Below are 17345 nucleotides of genomic sequence, written 5' to 3'. Positions count from 1 at the left end.
CAGAAGAGAGGTCACCAGCAGCGTTGCTAGCGGACGGCGACCTCGGGGATGAAGGGGTTCATGGCGCGCGTCATCGATGCAGTCATGGTCTTCACCTCTTCTCGATCCTCGAATGGCCTGGTCTCGCTGTCGGGACTTCACCGTAGCGCCCTGACGGCCGGGTGTCGAGTGATCCGCCCCGGCACCGACCCGGGATGCCTCGGGCCGCGGAGTCCACGCACTCGGCACCAGACGACGAAAGCCCGCCTCCCGGAGTGGGAGGCGGGCTTTCGGGAGGGTGCTTACTGCAGGTAGAGCTGGAGGTCCTGCGAGACGGCCTTGGCGAACATGCGCAGACGGGCACGCGACTCGACACGCGAGACCGCCTGGCGGCTCGAGTGCACGCGCTTGGAGATCTCGTCGAGCGTCATCGGCTGGTCGTCGTCGAGGCCGAAGCGCATGCGGATCACACGGGCCTCGTCTTCGGGCAGCGCCTCGACGAGCGAGTGGATGTCGCGGTTGAGCATGCTCGTCTCGGTGGCCTCGCCGGGCGACGGCGTCTCTTCGTCTTCGATGAAGTCGCCGAGCTCGCTGTCTTCGGCATCGCCGACGACGGTGTGGATGGAGACGGGCTCGTGCGAGCGCGACTTCAGGTCGACCAGATCGGCGACCTCCATGGCGACCTCGGCGGCCACCTCGTCAACGGTGGGCGCACGGCCCAGGTCGACGGTGAGGTCGCGCTCGGCGCGCGAGATGCGGTTGATGCGCTCGACGGTGTGCACCGGGATGCGGATGGCGCGCGCCTTGTCGGCGAGGCCGCGGGCGATCGCCTGGCGGATCCACCAGGTGGCGTAGGTAGAGAACTTGTAGCCCTGTGTGTAGTCGAACTTCTCGACGGCACGCACGAGGCCGAGGTTGCCCTCCTGGATGACGTCCATGAAGGGAAGGCCGCGCTGCGTGTAGCGCTTGGCGATCGAGACGACCAGGCGGAGGTTGGCGGTGATCATGCGGTCCTTCGCACGCTCGCCGTCGTGGATGAGCCAGCGGTAGTCGCTGCGGTCGGAGGCGCTGACCTTGCCGGCGGCCTGCATCTCGGCGAGCTTCTCCTCGGCGAAGAGGCCGACCTCGATGCGGCGGGCGATCTCGGTCTCCTCTTGGGCGTCGAGGAGCGGCATGCGGCCGATGTGGCGGAGGTAGTCGCCGACCTGGTCGGTGGACGCACCGCGAACCTGACCGAGGACTTCGACTTCGACGTCGTCGTCCGGAGCGGTGGTCGTGGTGCTGGCGCTCGTGGCGCGGGTGCTGGTGGCGCTGTTCTCGCGGACGTGATCAATTGCAGTCGACATGTCTTCTTCTCCATCCCTAGCGAGGTCGGTCCTGTTGTTCAGGAGTCGATCCGACGGTGAAGCCCCACGTTCTCGGAGGTCTTTCGCCGCACTACGAGTCTTCCGATCGGGTACGTCCTGAGAGAAACCGTTCAGGGTCTTCCCAAGTAACCTCGGAGTGCGCTCACAGGAAAAAGGGCGTTACGGGGTACGCGGGGGCCGATCTTTTGACAGAGGTGCATCGGCGGGTGTAGGCGGCGGGACTCTGGCCCGGGGTACGGTTCTACCAGCAGATCCCTTGATCATTGAGGGTTTCTGCACCCCGATTTCACGTAACGGGGTACGTCCAGTCTTAACGAAGCGTTTCCGAGAGGTGTACGACGGACCTCACCACGGGGGACGAACAGACGCGAAAACGCCCCCGCACGAGGGCGGGGGCGTTCGCGAGTCAGCGGATCAGGCGCGGCCGGCAGCCTCTTCGGCTTCGGCGCGTGCGCGCTCCTCGGCCTCGATCTCGGAGTACACGGCGCGCTCCGACTTGTCGGCGCGGAAAATCGCGCGCATGGCGAACCAGAAGATCAGCCCGACGAGGATGGTCGGGGTGACGGAGAAGACGATCCCGCCGATCAGAGAGTGAGGCACCCTCCAAGGGTACGTCACTCGTGACGCCCGCGAGCTGGCATCGCTCGACGAGCGCGAGGCCTACTTGACGAGGGGGAACAGGATGGTCTCGCGGATGCCCAGGCCCGTGATCGCCATGAGCAGGCGGTCGACGCCCATGCCCATGCCACCGGTCGGCGGCATCCCGTGCTCGAGCGCCTTCAGGAAGTCCTCGTCGAGGCGCATGGCCTCGACGTCGCCGAGCGCGGCCAGCTTGGCCTGCTCGACGAACCGCTCGCGCTGCACGACCGGGTCGACGAGCTCCGAGTAGCCCGTGGCCAGCTCGAAGCCGCGGACGTAGAGGTCCCACTTCTCGACGACGCCCGGCTTGCTGCGGTGCGCGCGGACGAGCGGCGACGTGTCGAGCGGGAAGTCCATCACGAACGTCGGCCTGTCGAGGCCGCCCTTGACGAAGTGCTCCCAGAGCTCTTCGACGAGCTTTCCGTGGGTCTCCTGCGCGACAGTGATGCCGAGGTCGGAGGCCATGGCCTGCAGCTCGCCGAACGGGGTGTCGACGGTGATCCGCGTACCGGCCGCCTCGCTGAGAGACTCGTACATCGAGATGCGATCCCAGTCGCCGCCGAGATCGAACTCGGTGCCGTCGGCCCAGGTCACGACGTGCGACCCGGCGACGGCGAGCGCGGCGTTCTGGATGAGCTCCTGCGTCAGGTCGGCGATCTGGTTGTAGTCGCCGTAGGCCTGGTAGGCCTCGACCATGGCGAACTCCGGCGAGTGGGTCGAGTCGGCACCCTCGTTCCGGAAGTTCCTGTTGATCTCGAACACCCGCTCGATGCCGCCGACGGCTGCGCGCTTGAGGTACAGCTCGGGCGCGATGCGCAGGTAGAGCTCGGTGTCGAAGGCGTTGGAGTGCGTCTCGAACGGTCGGGCCGACGCGCCGCCGTGCATGGTCTGGAGCATCGGGGTCTCGACCTCGAGGAACTCGTGGCCGTCGAACGTCGATCGCAGCGACTTCATGACGGCCGCGCGCGTGCGCACCGTCGTGCGGGCCTGCTCGCGCACGATCAGGTCGAGGTAGCGGCTGCGCACCCGGGTCTCTTCGCTCAGCTCGGAGTGGAGGTTCGGCAGGGGCAGGATCGCCTTGGCCGCGATCTTCCACTCCTTCACGAGGATCGAGAGCTCTCCGCGGCGCGACGAGATGACCTCGCCCGACACGAACACGTGGTCGCCCAGGTCGACCATCGACTTCCAGCGCGCCAGCGACTCGTCGCCGACCTCGGCCAGCGAGACCATCACCTGGATGCGCGAGCCGTCGCCCGACTGGAGCGCGGCGAAGCAGAGCTTGCCGCCGATGCGGAAGTGCACGACGCGCCCGGCGAGGCCGACGACGTCGCCGGTCGCGGTGTCGGTCTCGATCGACTCGTACCTCTCGCGGGTCGCGGCGATCGTCGTGGTGATCGGGACGCCGACCGGGTACGCCTCGTCGCCCGACTCGATGAGCCGCAGTCGCTTCTCGAGGCGGACCGCCTTCTGCTCGAAGACCTCTTCGTCGGTCAGCTCGGGCTCGATGGGGGCGTCAGTCAATTGGTGCTCCAGGTGTCAGGCGAGGGGGTCGTCGTCGTCGAACGACGGCATCTCGATGGTACCGGGGCCGACGGTGGCGTCTGCCGTCCCCAGGGCGCGGTCCATCGCCGAGCGGACGAGGGGCGCGATGACGCGGCCGGGCTCTTCGAGGCCGAGCTCTTTCAGGATGCCGACGGACTGCGACACGATGGCGGCCGAGAAGGTCGTCGCGGTCTCGACGGCCTCGGCGTACCGCGGGCGGTCGGCGTCGTCGATCACGACGGGCTCGGCGCCCATCTCGACGACGAGGGCCTGGCCGATGGGCAGCACGGGGCCGGGCGCGGTGACGGCGCAGTAGGCGTCGCGGAGGCGCACCAGGTCGATCGTGGTGCCGGTGAACTGCAGCGCGGGGTGGATCGCCAGCGGGATCGCGCCGGCAGCCCGGGCAGGATCGAGCACCGACAGGCCGTGCACCGGCGAGGTGTGCACGACGAGCTGGCCGGCCTGCCAGGCGTTCGTCGAGGCGAGCCCGGTGACGAGGCCCTCGAGCTGGTCGTCGGGCACGGCGATCAGGACGAGCTCGCTGCGCTCGACGATCTCGTGCACCGGCAGGATCGGAACGCCCGGCAGGATCGCGTCGGCGCGGTCGCGGCTGCGCTCCGAGACCGCCGAGATGCCCACGACGGCGTGGCCCGCCGCGGCGAGGGCCGCGCCCAGGACGGGCCCCACGTGACCGGCGCCGATGATCCCGACGCCGAGGCGGCCGCTGGGCCGCTGGGCGGGGCTCATCGGTCGTCACCGAGACGCGTCGAGGCGTCAGGAGCAGGGAACGCCGTCGCGTCGTCCGCCTGCGGCTCACCGGCACCCGGCGCCACCTGCGTCTCGAGCCACCGGTGCGTGCGGTCGGCCTTGGCGGCCGAGACGGCATCGGCGGCGGCCTTGCTGAAGAAGTCGCGTGCGTCGCCTTGGTCGAGCGCTCCGACGTTCGCCGTGATGGGGCCCTGGACGGTGTGGAACTCGAGCGAGGCGAGGCGAAGGCGACGCAGGATCGGCCCCTGACGCACGCCGACGCTCTGCAGTCGGGGCAGGGGCACCACGATCAGCTCCCTCCAGATCGCGCCCTTGCGCAGCAGGACGGCTCCCGGTGCTTCGCGGAAGCCGTTGCGCCGCCAGGAGAACCAGCGCAGCACGGCCGCGCGCCGGGGCGACACGGTGAAGCCGCCCTCCGTGCCCGACGACGTCATGCCGGCCTCGATCAGCGACAGGGTGCGCGTGCTCTCCTCGACGGCCCGCTGCGGCGACCCGGCGGCGACCTCGTCGGCCGTGGTCTCGCCGCGAGCGAGGGCGTCCTCGGCGGCCACGTCGGCGGCGGTGAGCCCGACGAGCTCCGGCAGCACGAGCCCGAGCACGCGCGTCACGTCGTCAGCCGAGCCGACCGGCAGGATCGTCGTGTTCGCCTGGTTGTCGGCGCCCTTGGCCGACGAGTGCGAGGCGACGTTGATCTTGACCTCCCACCAGCCGAAGGGCCGCCAGGCGAGCGGCTGACTGAGGCGGATGGAGTGGATCCGGCCCGGTGGCAGAGTCTCGTTGCTCGTCGACAGGAGGCCCCAGCCGATGCGGATGCCGTCGCGAGTCGAGGCGATCGAGTAGCGGAGCGACTTCACGACGCGGCGCGAGTAGTAGCTGAACGAGCCCAGGATCGTCGGGAAGAACACGACCAGCAGCACGTACTGGCCCGTCGTCGCGATGCTGATGATCACGGCCGCGATCACGGCGGCGAGGAAGAGCGTGAACGGGCTCAGGATCGCCGACCCGACGAGACGCCCTGGGTGCATCTTGACGACGGACTGCGGCTCGGTCTGCCCCTCCCCCAGCGGCTCGGCGAGGAACTCGTTGAGCCGCTTCTCGATGACGCCGGTGCCCTGGTGCTGGCCTGGCTCGCCCTTCTCGGCCTCGCGCGTTCCGCTTGCCCGGCGCAGGATCTCGGACCGCACGGCGTCGGCCGATGCCGAGCGGAGATAGGCCAGCGGCACGTTCGCATCGTGACCGGCCTGGCTGATCTCGAGCTTCGCGGCGCCGAAGATCCGCGCCAGCAGCCGGCGTTCGATGTTGATGCCCTGGATCCGGTCGAGGCGGGCGCGGCGGTTCGTGCGGAACAGGATGCCGCTGCGCACCTCGACCGTGTCGGCGGTGACGCGGAAGGTGTTGACCCGCCAGGAGACGTAGAAGATGGCGATGATGATCACCAGCAGGGCGACGATGCCGAGCACCACGAACCCGATCAGGCCGTGGCCGACGGCGTAGCCCACGGGGTCGCCGTCATCGCCCCGGCCTCCCCGGTTGCCGTCGGGGCCCGGGATGAAGAAGCCGATCAGCTGCTCGCGGGCGTTGTTGATGAAGATGCCCAGGATCACCACGAAGACGATGCCGCCCTTGAGCAGCGGGGTGGCGGGGTGGAGTCGGTGCCACTCGCCGTCGGTGAAGTCGGTCGACGACGGCGGGGCGGGTTCCTGCGCGCGGAAGTCTTTGGGGGGCGTGAAGTCGCCGCCGGGAGTCCAGCTCACAGGCCGGCCCGCCGCGACTCGGCCAGCTCGACCAGGCGGTCGCGGAGGCGCTCGGCATCGTCGGCGGGGACACCCGGGATCGTGACCGCCGACGCGGCGGCCGCCGTGACGAATTTGAGGTCGCTCAGGCCCAGCGCGCGGACGACCGGGCCGCGATTGACGTCGATCAGCTGCATGCGGCCGTACGGGACGGCGACGAAGCGCAAGAAGAGGATGCCGCGGCGCACCAGGAGGTCGTCGTCGCGCAGCTGGTAGCCGATGGCGCGGACGCGGCGGGGCGTGAACGCGACGACGAGGATCGTGACGACGACGATCACGGCGGTCAGGGCGTAGCCCCACCACTCGCCCGCGAGCCAGGTGAGAGCGCTGAGCGCGGCGACGACGAGGCCGCTCAGCGCGTAGCTGACCATCTCGGGCCACTTGTACTTGGGGCTGATGCCGGTCCACGAGGCACCGTCGAGGTCGAGGCGGTCGGTCACGGGGGCTCCTGAGCTGGTCGGACGGCGGTTCACCTCGGAACGCTACCGCCTGCCGCCGACCGTCGCCGGGTGATCGTCCCCTTCGGGTAGCCTGACGGGGTGCCGCGCAACCCGTTCCCGACGCTCAGCCTCGAGGCCGACGTCGCTCGCGGAGGAAGGTGAAGACCCCGGTGCCAGCCGAGCAGACGGCGAGCAGGTAGCCGAGCGTTCTCGTGAAAGCGGCGTCGGTCGCCACCCCCACGACGAGCAGGATGAGCCCGGCCAGCACGGCCACCGCGAGAACGCCGTAGGCCCGGCGCGAAGTGCGCGTCTTCGTGTTCATGGCGCTCTACCCCTTCACCGTCGCCCACACCCCTTGGAGCGCGAGAACATCCAGTGTAGGGGCAGGTGAGCGTCTCCTCCCGGGCGTCTGGCAACCGCTTCTGGACCCGCAGCTGGGCGCGCAGAGGGTCAGATGCGCTGCTGCAGACCGCCGCCGCGGTTCTTGTCGTCATCGTCGGGCGGGACAGTGCACATGTACTCCCCGACCAGTCCTGCCGCCAGCAGCACGACGCCGCCCACGACCGAGACCACCATGGGCACCAGCGAGCCGGCGGCGACGCTGACGCCGCGAGTGAGCATGTAGACGAGCATGCCGCCGACGAATCCGCCGAACAGGGCGCCAGCCAGGCTCGACGCCTTCGCGATGAGCACGACCCGGGTCGCGTAGTAGGCGTCGATCGGCTCGTGCGTGCGGCCGCGGGCGACGCGGAAGACCGGCACGGCGAGCGAGATGACGATGGCGGCGATGGCGAGCAGCGCCAGACCGAGTGTGATCGACGGCACGGCGACGGGGTGCAGCGTCGCGGCGAGGGCCGCGTCGAACGCGAAGCCCGCCACGACTGCGACGACGAGGAACGACACGATGGTCGAGACGCGGGTGCGCTTCATGCTGTGCCCCCGTGCGAGGAGAGCGCGACAGGGGCTGGCGGCGCCGTCAGCACGGTGGCGCCGTCGACGTGCGCGACTGCATCCTCGAGCCGCGCCAGCAGCGACGCGATCGGACCGTGACCCGGAAGCACGGCGTCGGGCTGGATCTGCGCCCAGGGCTCCAGCACGAACGACCTCTCGTGAGCGCGCGGATGCGGCAGAGTCAGCCGCGGGGTGTCGAGCTCCACGTCGCCGAAGACGACGAGGTCGAGATCGAGGGTGCGGTCGCCCCAGCGCTCGAGGCGGACTCGCCCGAGCTCGTCTTCGATCCGGTTGAGCTCGTCGAGCAGCGCGAGGGGCTCGAGCGACGTCTCGACGATCGCGGCGCCGTTCAGATAGAGGGGCTTCGACTCGTCAAGCCCGTCGATCGTCAGCGCCACGGACTCGACCGGGGCCGAGGCCGCGACGACCCGGGTGCCGTCGACGAAGCCGATCTCCTTGACGGCGGCACGCAGGATCGCGTCGCTGTGCCCGAGGTTCGAGCCGAGCGCGATCACGGCCCGGGTCACGAGCGACCCCGGTCGATCGTGATCGACACGTCGGTGAACGGCACGGTGATCGGCGCCTGCGGCTTGTGGACCGTGACGCTGGTGCGGAGGGCCGCCGGGTGCGACAGCACGGTGGCCGCGATTCGCTCGGCGAGCGTCTCGATGAGGTCGACCGGATCGGTCTCGATGTCGCGGACGATCTCTTCGGCGAGCACGCCGTAGTGCACGGTCGCGTCGAGATCCCCCGAGGTCGCGGAACGCACGGCGTCGATGTCGACGATCACGTCGACCACGAACTCCTGGCCGTTCTCGCGCTCGAAGTCGAAGACTCCGTGATGGCCTGTCGCCTTCACGCCGGTCAATGTGAGCTGGTCAACCACGGCTGCCTTTCTGCCACGCTTCCCAGACGTCGAGGGAGGCGCGGGTGGATGCGACGTCGTGCACTCGAACGCCCCAGGCGCCGGCCTGGGCGCTGAGGGCCGAGATGACGGCGGTCGCGGGGTCGCGCTCGCGAACGCCGGCCTCTTCGGGCAGCAGCCCGCCGAGGAAGCGCTTGCGCGACGCGGCGACGAGGATCGGGAGTCCGATCTCGGAGAGCTCGTGCAGATGCCCGAGCAGCTGCCAGTTGTGCTCCGCGAGCTTGGCGAAGCCGAGACCCGGGTCGATGACGAGGCGATCGGGCTCCACGCCCTGCACGACGAGCTCGGCGACGCGCTGGAACAGCTCGGCCTTCACCTCGGCGATCGCGTTCGAGTAGGTGGCGCGGGAGTTCATCACGTCGGAGTGCCCGCGCCAGTGCATGGCCACGTAGGTGCGGTCGGTGTCGGCGACGACCTGCGCCATGTTGGGGTCGGCGAGCCCGCCCGAGACGTCGTTGATGATGTCGGCTCCGGCCGAGACAGCAGCGAAGGCGGTGGCGGCGTTCATCGTGTCGACGCTGACGCGGTAGCCGAGCGCTACCAGCTCGCGGATCACCGGGACGACGCGACGCTGCTCCTCGTGGACATCCACGCGGGGTGCGCCGGGCCGGGTCGACTCACCGCCGACGTCGATGATGTCGGCTCCGTCGGCGACCAGCGAGCGCGCGTGGGCGATGGCGTCGTCGAAGCGGGCGTACCGGCCGCCGTCGCTGAACGAGTCGAGCGTGACGTTGAGGATCCCCATGATCAGCGTGCGGGCGGGCGCCGCGGGGGTCGGCGTCGGCGCGGCCTCGCGGACCACGGTGATGGCGCGGGTGGCGACGTCGACGTACGACGAGTCGCTCTCGGGCGCAGGAACTCCGGGCTCGATCCGCACCCCGACTCCCCCGGCGAGACCGGCCGCCGCCTCGGGCGCCCGGAGCGGCTCGGAGTACACGCCGCCGGCGATCAGCCGCCGCTCGGGGGCCGCGGCCACTCGGGCGGCAGTGGTCGTCGCCGACTCGGCCACCGGCTCCGCGTGTGCCGTGGGCTGCGGCACGTGCTGCACCTCGCCGTTGAACGAGGCCCGCGGGCGCACTGCCTCCGACTCGGGGCTCGGCGCGGCAGACGCAGCGGGGCTCGGCGCACTGGCCGTGTGCGCCGCCCGGTGCTGCTCCATCCGCGACTGGGCGACGCGGCGAAGCGCCTCGCCCTGGGCCGCGACGGTGGCGCGATCGGAGGCGAGGCGCTCTGCGGCTAGAGCCTCGGGGTCGAGGTTCGGGCTGGCGCGACGACCACGGGAGCGGGGCGCGTCTGGAGCGAAGGGCTCGGACGACCGGCGAGACACCGCGGACGACGCCGCGCGGGGCGACGCTACGGGCTCCACGCGGGTCGCCGTGTCGGTGGCATCAGCGGGATCGCCTGAGCCGGGGGGAGGCGACGGGGTCCAGGGGGTCGCACCGGGGTACCGGTCGCGCCCACGCGGGCGCAGCCACGTCTGCTCGACCTCGGGATCGAGGTCGAGCGACGTGGCTGACGCCTGGTCGGGCTCTGCGGGCGCGCGATGCGCAGCCCGAGCGGCCTCCCTGGGAGTGAGGTCGCTCACGGCCTAGGCGGGAGCGATGCCGGGAGTGGTACGCGGAGGACGCTTGCGGAGCGACGGCTTCGAGGTGGGCTCGGAGTCGACTCCGCCGTCGACGGCGCCGGCGTCGACGGGGATGCGCGACGGGATCTTGACCGCGGGGAGATTCGACGAGGGGCGCTTCGAGCTCGACAGCCACTCGGGGCGCTCCGGGAGCTTCTTGACGTCCTTGAAGATCTCGGCGAGCTCGTCGTGGTCGAGGGTCTCTTTCTCGAGGAGCAGCGTGGCGAGCCTGTCGAGGATGTCGCGGTTGTCGTTGATGACCGCCCACGCCTCGTCGTGCGCCTGCTCGAGCAGGATCCGCACCTCGGCATCGACCGTCTCGGCGATCTTCTCCGAGTAGTCGCGGTCTCCGCCGTCGCGGCCCATCATCATCTCGCCGCCGACGGTGCCGAGCTTGACCGAGCCGACCTTGGTGCTCATGCCGTACTCGGTGACCATCTTGCGAGCGGTCGCCGTGGCCTTCTCGATGTCGTTCGAGGCGCCGGTGGTCGGGTCGTGGAACACGATCTCCTCGGCGACGCGGCCACCCATGGCGTACGAGAGCTGGTCGAGAAGCTCGTTGCGGGTGACCGAGTACTTGTCTTCGAGAGGAAGCACCATCGTGTAGCCGAGGGCGCGACCGCGCGGGAGGATCGTGATCTTGGTGACCGGATCGGTGTGGCGCATAGCGGCCGCGGCCAGGGCGTGGCCGCCCTCGTGGTAGGCGGTGATGAGCTTCTCGGAGTCGTTCATCACGCGGCTGCGACGCTGCGGACCGGCCATGACGCGGTCCACCGCCTCGTCGAGAGCGCGGTTGTCGATGAGCTGCGCGTTGCTGCGGGCCGTGAGGAGCGCGGCCTCGTTGAGGACGTTCGCCAGGTCGGCACCGGTGAAGCCAGGCGTCTTGCGGGCGAGGACCTCGAGGTTGACGTTGGCCGAGAGCGGCTTGCCCTTGCCGTGCACCTCGAGGATCTGCTTGCGGCCCTCGAGACCGGGAGCGTCGACGCCGATCTGACGGTCGAAGCGACCGGGACGCAGGAGTGCGGGGTCGAGCACGTCGGGGCGGTTGGTCGCCGCGATGAGGATGACGTTGGTCTTGACGTCGAAGCCGTCCATCTCGACCAGGAGCTGGTTGAGGGTCTGCTCGCGCTCGTCGTTGCCGCCGCCGATGCCGGCGCCGCGGTGGCGGCCGACGGCATCGATCTCGTCGATGAAGATGATGGCCGGGCTGTTCTGCTTGGCCTGCTCGAAGAGGTCGCGGACGCGGCTCGCGCCCACGCCGACGAACATCTCGACGAAGTCGGAACCCGAGATCGAGAAGAAGGGCACTCCGGCCTCGCCAGCGACGGCGCGGGCCAGCAGGGTCTTGCCGGTGCCGGGAGGGCCGTACAGCAGCACGCCCTTCGGGATGCGGGCGCCGACTGCCTGGAACTTGGCGGGCTCCTTGAGGAAGTCCTTGATCTCTTCGAGCTCCTCGATGGCCTCGTCGGCACCGGCGACGTCGCTGAACGAGACCTGCGGGGTCTCCTTGTTGTTCAGCTTCGCGCGGGACTTGCCGAACTGCATGACCTTGCTGCCGCCGCCCTGCATGCTCGACAGCAGGAACCAGAACAGCGCTCCGATGATGAGGAAGGGCAGGAGCACGCCGAGGAGCGAGACGAAGAAGTTCGACTGCGTGACGACGTCGTTGTAGCCGCCGTTGTCGCCCGAGGCGAGCTTGGCATCCGTGACTGCGGACACCACGGCGTCGCCTCGGTCTGTGGCGTAGTAGAACTGCGCCGTCGACTTGTCGTTCAGCGTGAGGTCGACGCGCTGCTCGTTGCTGTAGATCTGGGCGGCCGCCACCTTGCCGCTCGAGAGGTCTTCGAGCCCCTGCTGAGTGGTGATCTTGGTCGTGCCGGATGCGTTGATGAGGCTCCAGGCGACAGCGATACCGATGAGTGCGAGGAGCACGTAGAGGTAAGGGCCGCGGAGCAAGCGCTTGAAGTCCATAGAGATCCGGGGGGCGCCCGACACCTTTCTGCAGGAAAGAACGTGAGTTGAAGGTTACATCGCCTCACCTTGCAGGCGTATGGGTGTTCGCCGTGCGCGCACTCGGGGTCTTGCCGACCCCCGCCGCTACGAGTAGACGTGCGGTGCGAGGATCCCGATGGCCCGCAGGTTGCGGTACTTCTCGGCGTAGTCGAGGCCGTAGCCGACGACGAACTCGTTCGGGATGTCGAAGCCCGCGTACTTGACGTCCACCTCCACGGCGGCGGCCTCCGGCTTGCGGAGCAGGGCGAAGATCTCGACCGACGCGGCACCGCGGCCGCGGAGGTTGGCGAGGAGCCAGGAGAGGGTCAGACCCGAGTCGATGATGTCCTCGACGATGATCACGTCGCGCCCGTGCAGATCGGCGTCGAGGTCTTTGAGGATGCGGACGACGCCCGACGACTTGGTGCCCGACCCGTACGACGAGACGGCCATCCAGTCCATGGGGGCGGCGATGCGCAGCTCGCGCGCGAAGTCGGCCATGACCATGACCGCTCCCTTCAGCACGCCGACCAGCAGGGGCTCGCGGCCGGCGTAGTCGATCTCGACCTGTCTCGCCACCTCCGCGATCTTGGCGTGGATCTGCTCCTCGGTGAGGAGGATGGAGGAGAGGTCGCCCTCGATGTCGCTGGTGTCCATGGCGTGTTCTCGTCGTGCTTTCGTCGTGGGGGGTCAGACGGTCGAAAAGCGCGGGTGCGGGTCGGTCAGTCGCTTGTGGCGCCGCCCGCAGCGGCCTCGAAATGGAGGACCCCGCCGCGCCTCACCACTGTAACGCCCGGCAGGTGGACGGCGCCCTGCCCGTGCCAATCGGTCACGAGGCGGGCCACCTCGAGCGTCTGCGAGCGGCTGAGCGAGATCGCGAACTCCCCCTCGACGGCGAGCCGGATGAGCCGCTGGCGCAGGGCGGGCGGGTTCGCGGCGAGCCCCGAGACGGTGAGCGAGATACCGGCCTCGGCGTGGTCGGCGAGGTCTTCGGCCTGCTCCTCGGCGAAGTGGTCGAGGGCGGCGGAGTCCTCGCGGAGCTGGTCGGCCGTGCGGCCGAGGGCCTCGACGATGCCGGGGCCGAGTTCCTGCTCGAGAAGCGGGAGGAGGGTGCGGCGCACGCGCACCCGGGTGAAGGCCGGGTCGTCGTTCTGCGGGTCGTGCCACGGTGCGAGGCCCGAGTCGGCGCAGAACCCCTCGGTGGCGCTGCGGCGCAGGCCGAGGAGGGGGCGCAGCCAGAGGCCGGTGCGGGACTCCATGCCGGAGAGGCTCGACGGGCCGGATCCGCGGGCGAGGCCGAGCAGGACGGTCTCGGCCTGGTCGTCGAGGGTGTGGCCGAGCAGCACGCCGCGAGCACCGGTGTCACGGGCGGCTTGCTCCAGTGCCGCGTAGCGAGCTGCTCGGGCAGCCGCCTCGGGTCCGCCCTCGGTGCCGACCTCGACGCGGACCACGATCACCGGTGCCAGACCCAGCGCCTCGGCCTGTGCGGCGGCGGCAGCGGCGACGTCGGCCGACCCCGGCTGCAGGCCGTGGTCGACGACGACCGCGCCGGCCCGGAGGCCTCCGTCGAGGTCGAAGTCGCTGCCGGCCGCGCCGCGCTCCCGGCTCGACGACCCGACGCGGGGAGCCTCGAACGCGGTCGCCGCGGCCAGGGCGAGGGAGTCGGGGCCGCCGCTGAGCGCGACGAGGACGTCGGCTTCGGCGGGGCCCCGCAGTTCCGGCGCCCCAGTGATCTCGAGGGAGGCGAGGACGTCGCGGACGGCACGGCGCACGTCGGCGATGGCGGGGGTCAGGCGAGGTCTCGGCGGCACCTTGTAACGTTATCGAAGGCGTGCCTTCGCCTTTCACACTTACCAAGGAGCACACATGGCCTCGTATGACGTCGTCGTAGAAATCCCCAAAGGAAGCCGCAACAAGTACGAGGTCGACCACGAGACCGGCCGCGTGTACCTCGACCGCGTGCTCTTCACCTCGTTCGTCTACCCGACCGACTACGGCTACTTCGAGAACACGCTCGGCCTCGACGGCGACCCCGTCGACGCTCTCGTGCTGCTCGAGTACCCCGTCTACCCGGGCGTCGGCGTCTCGGTGCGCCCGGTCGGCGTCTTCAACATGAGCGACGAGGCGGGCTCGGACGCCAAGGTCCTCGTCGTGCCGGCGAAAGACCCGCGCTGGGCGCACATCCAGGACATCGACGACGTCGACGACCAGACCAAGGCCGAGATCGGCCACTTCTTCGAGCGCTACAAAGACCTCGAGCCCAACAAGTGGGTCAAGGCCGACGGCTGGGGCGACGCTGCCGAGGCCGAGGCCATCGTGCAGGCCGGCTTCGTGAAGTTCGACGAAGAGGGCGGGCACTGACCCTACGGGCTGAGATGCCACCCGCTCTGGCGGTGCACCCCTCGGGGCCGCACCGCCAGAGCTGTCTTCGGGGCAGGATCTCGCGATCGCCGTCGCACTGGCGGGCGGCGGAGGCTCGCACGAAGGCCCGGTGCCAGGACGGGCATCGCGACCAGGGGGCTCAGCCGACGGGGCGGCCCACGGCGTACAGCTGGAAGTAGCGCACCGCGACGATCCTGACCTTGGCGTTCGGGTTCGGCGCCTCGAGCATCTGGCCGTTGCCGACGTACATGGCGTCGTGGTACATCCCGTCGGTGCCGTTGTAGTAGAAGAGGATGTCGCCGAGCTTCATCGACGAGATCGACACGAGCCGACCCTGGCCGTTCAGGTAGTCGTACTGCCAGCGCACCGAGTGGCCGCCGATGTAGACGCCGGCCGCGTTGTAGGAGCCCATCATCAGGCCCGAGCAGTCCCACACGTTCGGGCCGGCACCGCCCCACACGTAGGTCTTGCCGAGCTGCGCCTTGGCGAAGTTCATCGCCGTCGTGACGGCCGCCGGGGTTCCGGTCGAGGGTGCCGGGGCCGGCGCGGGAGCAGGCGCCGGAGTCGGCGACTTGCTCGGGGTGGGTGCCGGTGCGGTCGATCTGCTCGGCGAGGGGTTGGGCGCCGGGCTGGTCGACTTCGACGGCGACGGGGCCGGGCTCGAGGAGCCGCCCGACGACGAGCCGCCGCTGCCTGAACCCGTAGCGCCCGATCCGGTGCTACCCGAACCGGTGCTGGCCGCCGGTGCCGACGGCGAGATGTCGGCGATCGTTCCGACAGCCTGACCCTCGTAGTACTTCTTCTCGACGGCGGCGGTCGTGCCCTTGAGGTAAGCGACCTGCTTGATCAGCTGGTCTTGGCTCTTCTGCTGCGTCGCCACGGCCGCTGCGGCTGTGGCCGCGAGGTCGTTCGCCGTGGCCAGCGCGTCGGACGCGGCCTTGGTCTTCGCCGCGAGCGCCTTCTTGGCGGCCGACGCCTGGTCGGCGAGCGACGACGCGACCTTCTCGTCCTGGCGGGCCTGATCGAGCAGGCCGCTGGTGCGCGACGTCAGGTTCGACATCGTGCCGAGCTGGTAGAGCAGGTCGGACGCCTTGTCGGACTCGGTGAGCATCGTCACCGTGAGCTGGCCTCCGCCGGTGTGGGAGAGCTCGGCGACGAGCTGGCCGACCTCCTGGCGCGACTTCTCGGCGCTGGCCGCCGCCTTGGCCTTCTTCTTCTGAAGGCCGGCGAGCGTCGACTGGGCGTCCTGCTCGGCGAGCACGGCGACCTGATAGCGCTCGCCTGCGCCGGACGCGCTGTCGTTGGCTGATCCTGCGCGCTGCTGCAACGTGGTGATCGCGTCGTCGAGCTCGGAGATGGCCTTGGCGGCCTTCGCCTGGTTCTTCTTGGCGGCCTGCACCTCTGACCACGACGGGTACGGGGAGGCTGAGGCGGGCGCGGCGAGACCGATCGCGGACGACGCGATCACGGCCGTGGAGACGCAGAGAACGAGAAGCACACCCAGTGTGCGGCGCCGGGGCGTCACAGAGCGGAGACCTGGGGTGTGCGGGTACTCATTACAGGGTCACTCCTCGTGCCGACATGAAGGGGACTGCGTCTTGCGCGACGCCGCCGACGCGCGTCTCGAAGTGGAGGTGGCAGCCGGTCGACCAGCCGGTCGAGCCGACCTGCGCGACGATCTGGCCGACGGTGACCGTCTGGCCGACAGCCACGTGGATGCCGCCGTCGACGATGTGGCCGTAGCCGGTCGAGATGCCGGAGCCATTGTCGATCAGGACGAAGTTGCCGTAGCCGCCGTAGGGGCCGGCGTAGACGACGGTGCCCGAGTGCGCGGCGTAGATGTTGGAGCCGCAGGCGGCGCCGAGGTCGGTGCCGGCGTGCAGCGTGTAGACGCCGGTGACCGGGTCGACGCGCATGCCGAAGCCGCTGGTGATGTAGCCGCCGGCGGGCCTGGTCCAGCCCTGGTTGTTGGCGACTCCCGTGGCGCCGCTCGCCTTGGCGGCGGCCTCCTGCTGGCGGCGCAACGCGGCTGCGGCGCGCTCCTTGCGGATCTTCTCGCCCTTGTTGTACTTCGCCTGGGTGAGCACGCGCTTGGCCTTGATGGCCGTGAGCTGCGCCTGGAGACGAGTGGCGTTGCCGGCCTGTTCCTGCTGGGCCGCCTGCGCTGCGGCGGCGGCCGACGTGGCGTCCTCGAGGGCGGACGCGGCTTTCACCTTCAGGGCGTTCAGCGCCTTGGCGGCGACGGCCGCCTGATCGGTGAGGCCCTGCGCGGCGTTTCGGTCTTGGACTGCCTGGGCGTAGATGCCGTTCGCCTGCTCGGTCAGCTTGCTCATCGCGCCGAGCTTGTAGAGCAGGTTGCTCGCCGACCCCGGGTTTGCGATCAGGTCGGAGGAGATGTTGTTCGATCCCGAGCGGCCGAGCTGCGCGGCGAGCTGGCCGGCGCGGGTCTCGCTCGCCTTGGCGACACGGTCGGCCTGGTCGGCCTTGGCCTGGAGCTTGGCCTTCTCGTTCTCCTGCTTGTCGTAGGCGAGCTGGGCCTCCTGCAGCTCGGTGCCCTTCTTCGCGGCGATCTCGTTCTTCGACTTGACGTCGGCCTCGAGCGAGACGAGCAGCTTCTGGATCGCCGTGACCTCGCGGGCCTTCACGGTCTGGTTGTTCGCGGCGACCTGGACGTCGTGCCAGGTCGGGTACTTCGACGCGGCGCTGGCCTCGAGCGGGGTGCCGAGGACGACCCCCGCCGTCATCACGGCGCCGGCCAGGGTCATCGCGACGGCCACCCGGGAGCGACGGAGTGCGCGGGCGCGCGACCGAGGGGCGCCTGCGGCCCTGGTCGAGGGCGCGGCGCTGCCGGAGCGGAAGAAGAGGTGCATGAGATCCCGAATCGTCGTCACGGTTGCGGCCGGATGGCTTGGTCACACCGTTAACACGAGTAACAGTAGCAAC

Annotated in this window: 17 protein-coding genes; 1 reads left to right on the top strand and 16 read right to left on the bottom strand. The window is 70.0% G+C overall.

Annotated features, from left to right (window positions below; all coding sequences use genetic code 11):
• Positions 1-281 precede the first annotated feature (281 nt).
• From EDF46_RS13160 to tilS, 14 genes are all read right to left on the bottom strand, one after another.
• Positions 282-1325 (bottom strand): sigma-70 family RNA polymerase sigma factor, encoded by a 1044-nt coding sequence (locus EDF46_RS13160; protein ID WP_123506764.1) that lies wholly within the window; start codon positions 1323-1325, stop codon positions 282-284.
• A 435-nt stretch (positions 1326-1760) separates the two neighbouring features.
• Positions 1761-1946, bottom strand: coding sequence for a hypothetical protein (locus EDF46_RS13155; RefSeq protein ID WP_123506763.1), 186 nt, complete (start codon positions 1944-1946; stop codon positions 1761-1763).
• A 60-nt stretch (positions 1947-2006) separates the two neighbouring features.
• Positions 2007-3506 carry a lysine--tRNA ligase gene (gene lysS, locus EDF46_RS13150; RefSeq protein WP_123506762.1) on the bottom strand — a complete coding sequence of 500 codons (1500 nt, stop codon included), beginning with the start codon at positions 3504-3506 and terminating at the stop codon, positions 2007-2009.
• Positions 3507-3521: 15 nt separating this feature from the next.
• Positions 3522-4274: a Rossmann-like and DUF2520 domain-containing protein gene (locus tag EDF46_RS13145; protein ID WP_123506761.1), complete on the bottom strand. Its 753-nt coding sequence runs from the start codon at positions 4272-4274 to the stop codon at positions 3522-3524.
• The gene (locus EDF46_RS13140; protein WP_158614248.1) at positions 4271-6049 is read right to left on the bottom strand and encodes a PH domain-containing protein; all 1779 of its coding nucleotides are present in this window, start codon (positions 6047-6049) and stop codon (positions 4271-4273) included. The genes EDF46_RS13145 and EDF46_RS13140 overlap by 4 nt, the downstream gene beginning before the upstream one ends.
• The gene (locus EDF46_RS13135; protein WP_123506759.1) at positions 6046-6528 is read right to left on the bottom strand and encodes a PH domain-containing protein; all 483 of its coding nucleotides are present in this window, start codon (positions 6526-6528) and stop codon (positions 6046-6048) included. Before EDF46_RS13135 ends, EDF46_RS13140 begins: the two co-directional genes overlap by 4 nt.
• 124 nt (positions 6529-6652) lie before the next feature.
• The gene (locus tag EDF46_RS13130; RefSeq protein WP_123506758.1) at positions 6653-6850 is read right to left on the bottom strand and encodes a hypothetical protein; all 198 of its coding nucleotides are present in this window, start codon (positions 6848-6850) and stop codon (positions 6653-6655) included.
• A 128-nt stretch (positions 6851-6978) separates the two neighbouring features.
• On the bottom strand, positions 6979-7458 hold the full coding sequence (locus EDF46_RS13125; protein WP_123506757.1) for a DUF3180 domain-containing protein: 480 nt from the start codon (positions 7456-7458) through the stop codon (positions 6979-6981).
• The gene (gene folK / locus EDF46_RS13120; RefSeq protein ID WP_123506756.1) at positions 7455-8006 is read right to left on the bottom strand and encodes a 2-amino-4-hydroxy-6-hydroxymethyldihydropteridine diphosphokinase; all 552 of its coding nucleotides are present in this window, start codon (positions 8004-8006) and stop codon (positions 7455-7457) included. The genes EDF46_RS13125 and folK overlap by 4 nt, the downstream gene beginning before the upstream one ends.
• A complete protein-coding gene (gene folB / locus EDF46_RS13115; RefSeq protein ID WP_123506755.1) occupies positions 8003-8365 on the bottom strand; it encodes a dihydroneopterin aldolase in 363 nt (120 codons plus the stop codon). The genes folK and folB overlap by 4 nt, the downstream gene beginning before the upstream one ends.
• A complete protein-coding gene (folP, locus tag EDF46_RS18945; RefSeq protein WP_370454106.1) occupies positions 8358-9989 on the bottom strand; it encodes a dihydropteroate synthase in 1632 nt (543 codons plus the stop codon). Before folP ends, folB begins: the two co-directional genes overlap by 8 nt.
• A 3-nt stretch (positions 9990-9992) precedes the next feature.
• Complete coding sequence (ftsH, locus tag EDF46_RS13105; RefSeq protein WP_123506754.1) at positions 9993-11999, bottom strand: ATP-dependent zinc metalloprotease FtsH; 2007 nt, start codon at positions 11997-11999, stop codon at positions 9993-9995.
• 126 nt (positions 12000-12125) lie between these two features.
• Positions 12126-12677, bottom strand: coding sequence for a hypoxanthine phosphoribosyltransferase (gene hpt, locus EDF46_RS13100; protein WP_123506753.1), 552 nt, complete (start codon positions 12675-12677; stop codon positions 12126-12128).
• 65 nt (positions 12678-12742) lie between these two features.
• Positions 12743-13831 carry a tRNA lysidine(34) synthetase TilS gene (gene tilS, locus EDF46_RS13095; RefSeq protein ID WP_123506752.1) on the bottom strand — a complete coding sequence of 363 codons (1089 nt, stop codon included), beginning with the start codon at positions 13829-13831 and terminating at the stop codon, positions 12743-12745.
• Between the two features lie 55 nt (positions 13832-13886).
• On the opposite strand from tilS, the gene EDF46_RS13090 reads away from it, so the two are divergent.
• On the top strand, positions 13887-14381 hold the full coding sequence (locus EDF46_RS13090) for an inorganic diphosphatase (RefSeq protein WP_123506751.1): 495 nt from the start codon (positions 13887-13889) through the stop codon (positions 14379-14381).
• A gap of 160 nt (positions 14382-14541) precedes the next feature.
• Here EDF46_RS13090 and EDF46_RS18030 read toward each other — a convergent pair whose 3' ends face one another.
• Both EDF46_RS18030 and EDF46_RS13070 read right to left on the bottom strand, forming a co-directional pair.
• On the bottom strand, positions 14542-15900 hold the full coding sequence (locus EDF46_RS18030; protein WP_148061214.1) for an NlpC/P60 family protein: 1359 nt from the start codon (positions 15898-15900) through the stop codon (positions 14542-14544).
• 58 nt (positions 15901-15958) lie between these two features.
• Positions 15959-17272, bottom strand: coding sequence for a M23 family metallopeptidase (locus tag EDF46_RS13070; protein ID WP_123506747.1), 1314 nt, complete (start codon positions 17270-17272; stop codon positions 15959-15961).
• Positions 17273-17345: the final 73 nt, after the last annotated feature.

Origin of the sequence: Frondihabitans sp. PhB188 (assembly GCF_003752365.1) — a bacterium.
Taxonomy (GTDB): Bacteria; Actinomycetota; Actinomycetes; order Actinomycetales; family Microbacteriaceae; genus Frondihabitans.
This window is presented reverse-complemented; position numbering and strand designations above follow the sequence as displayed.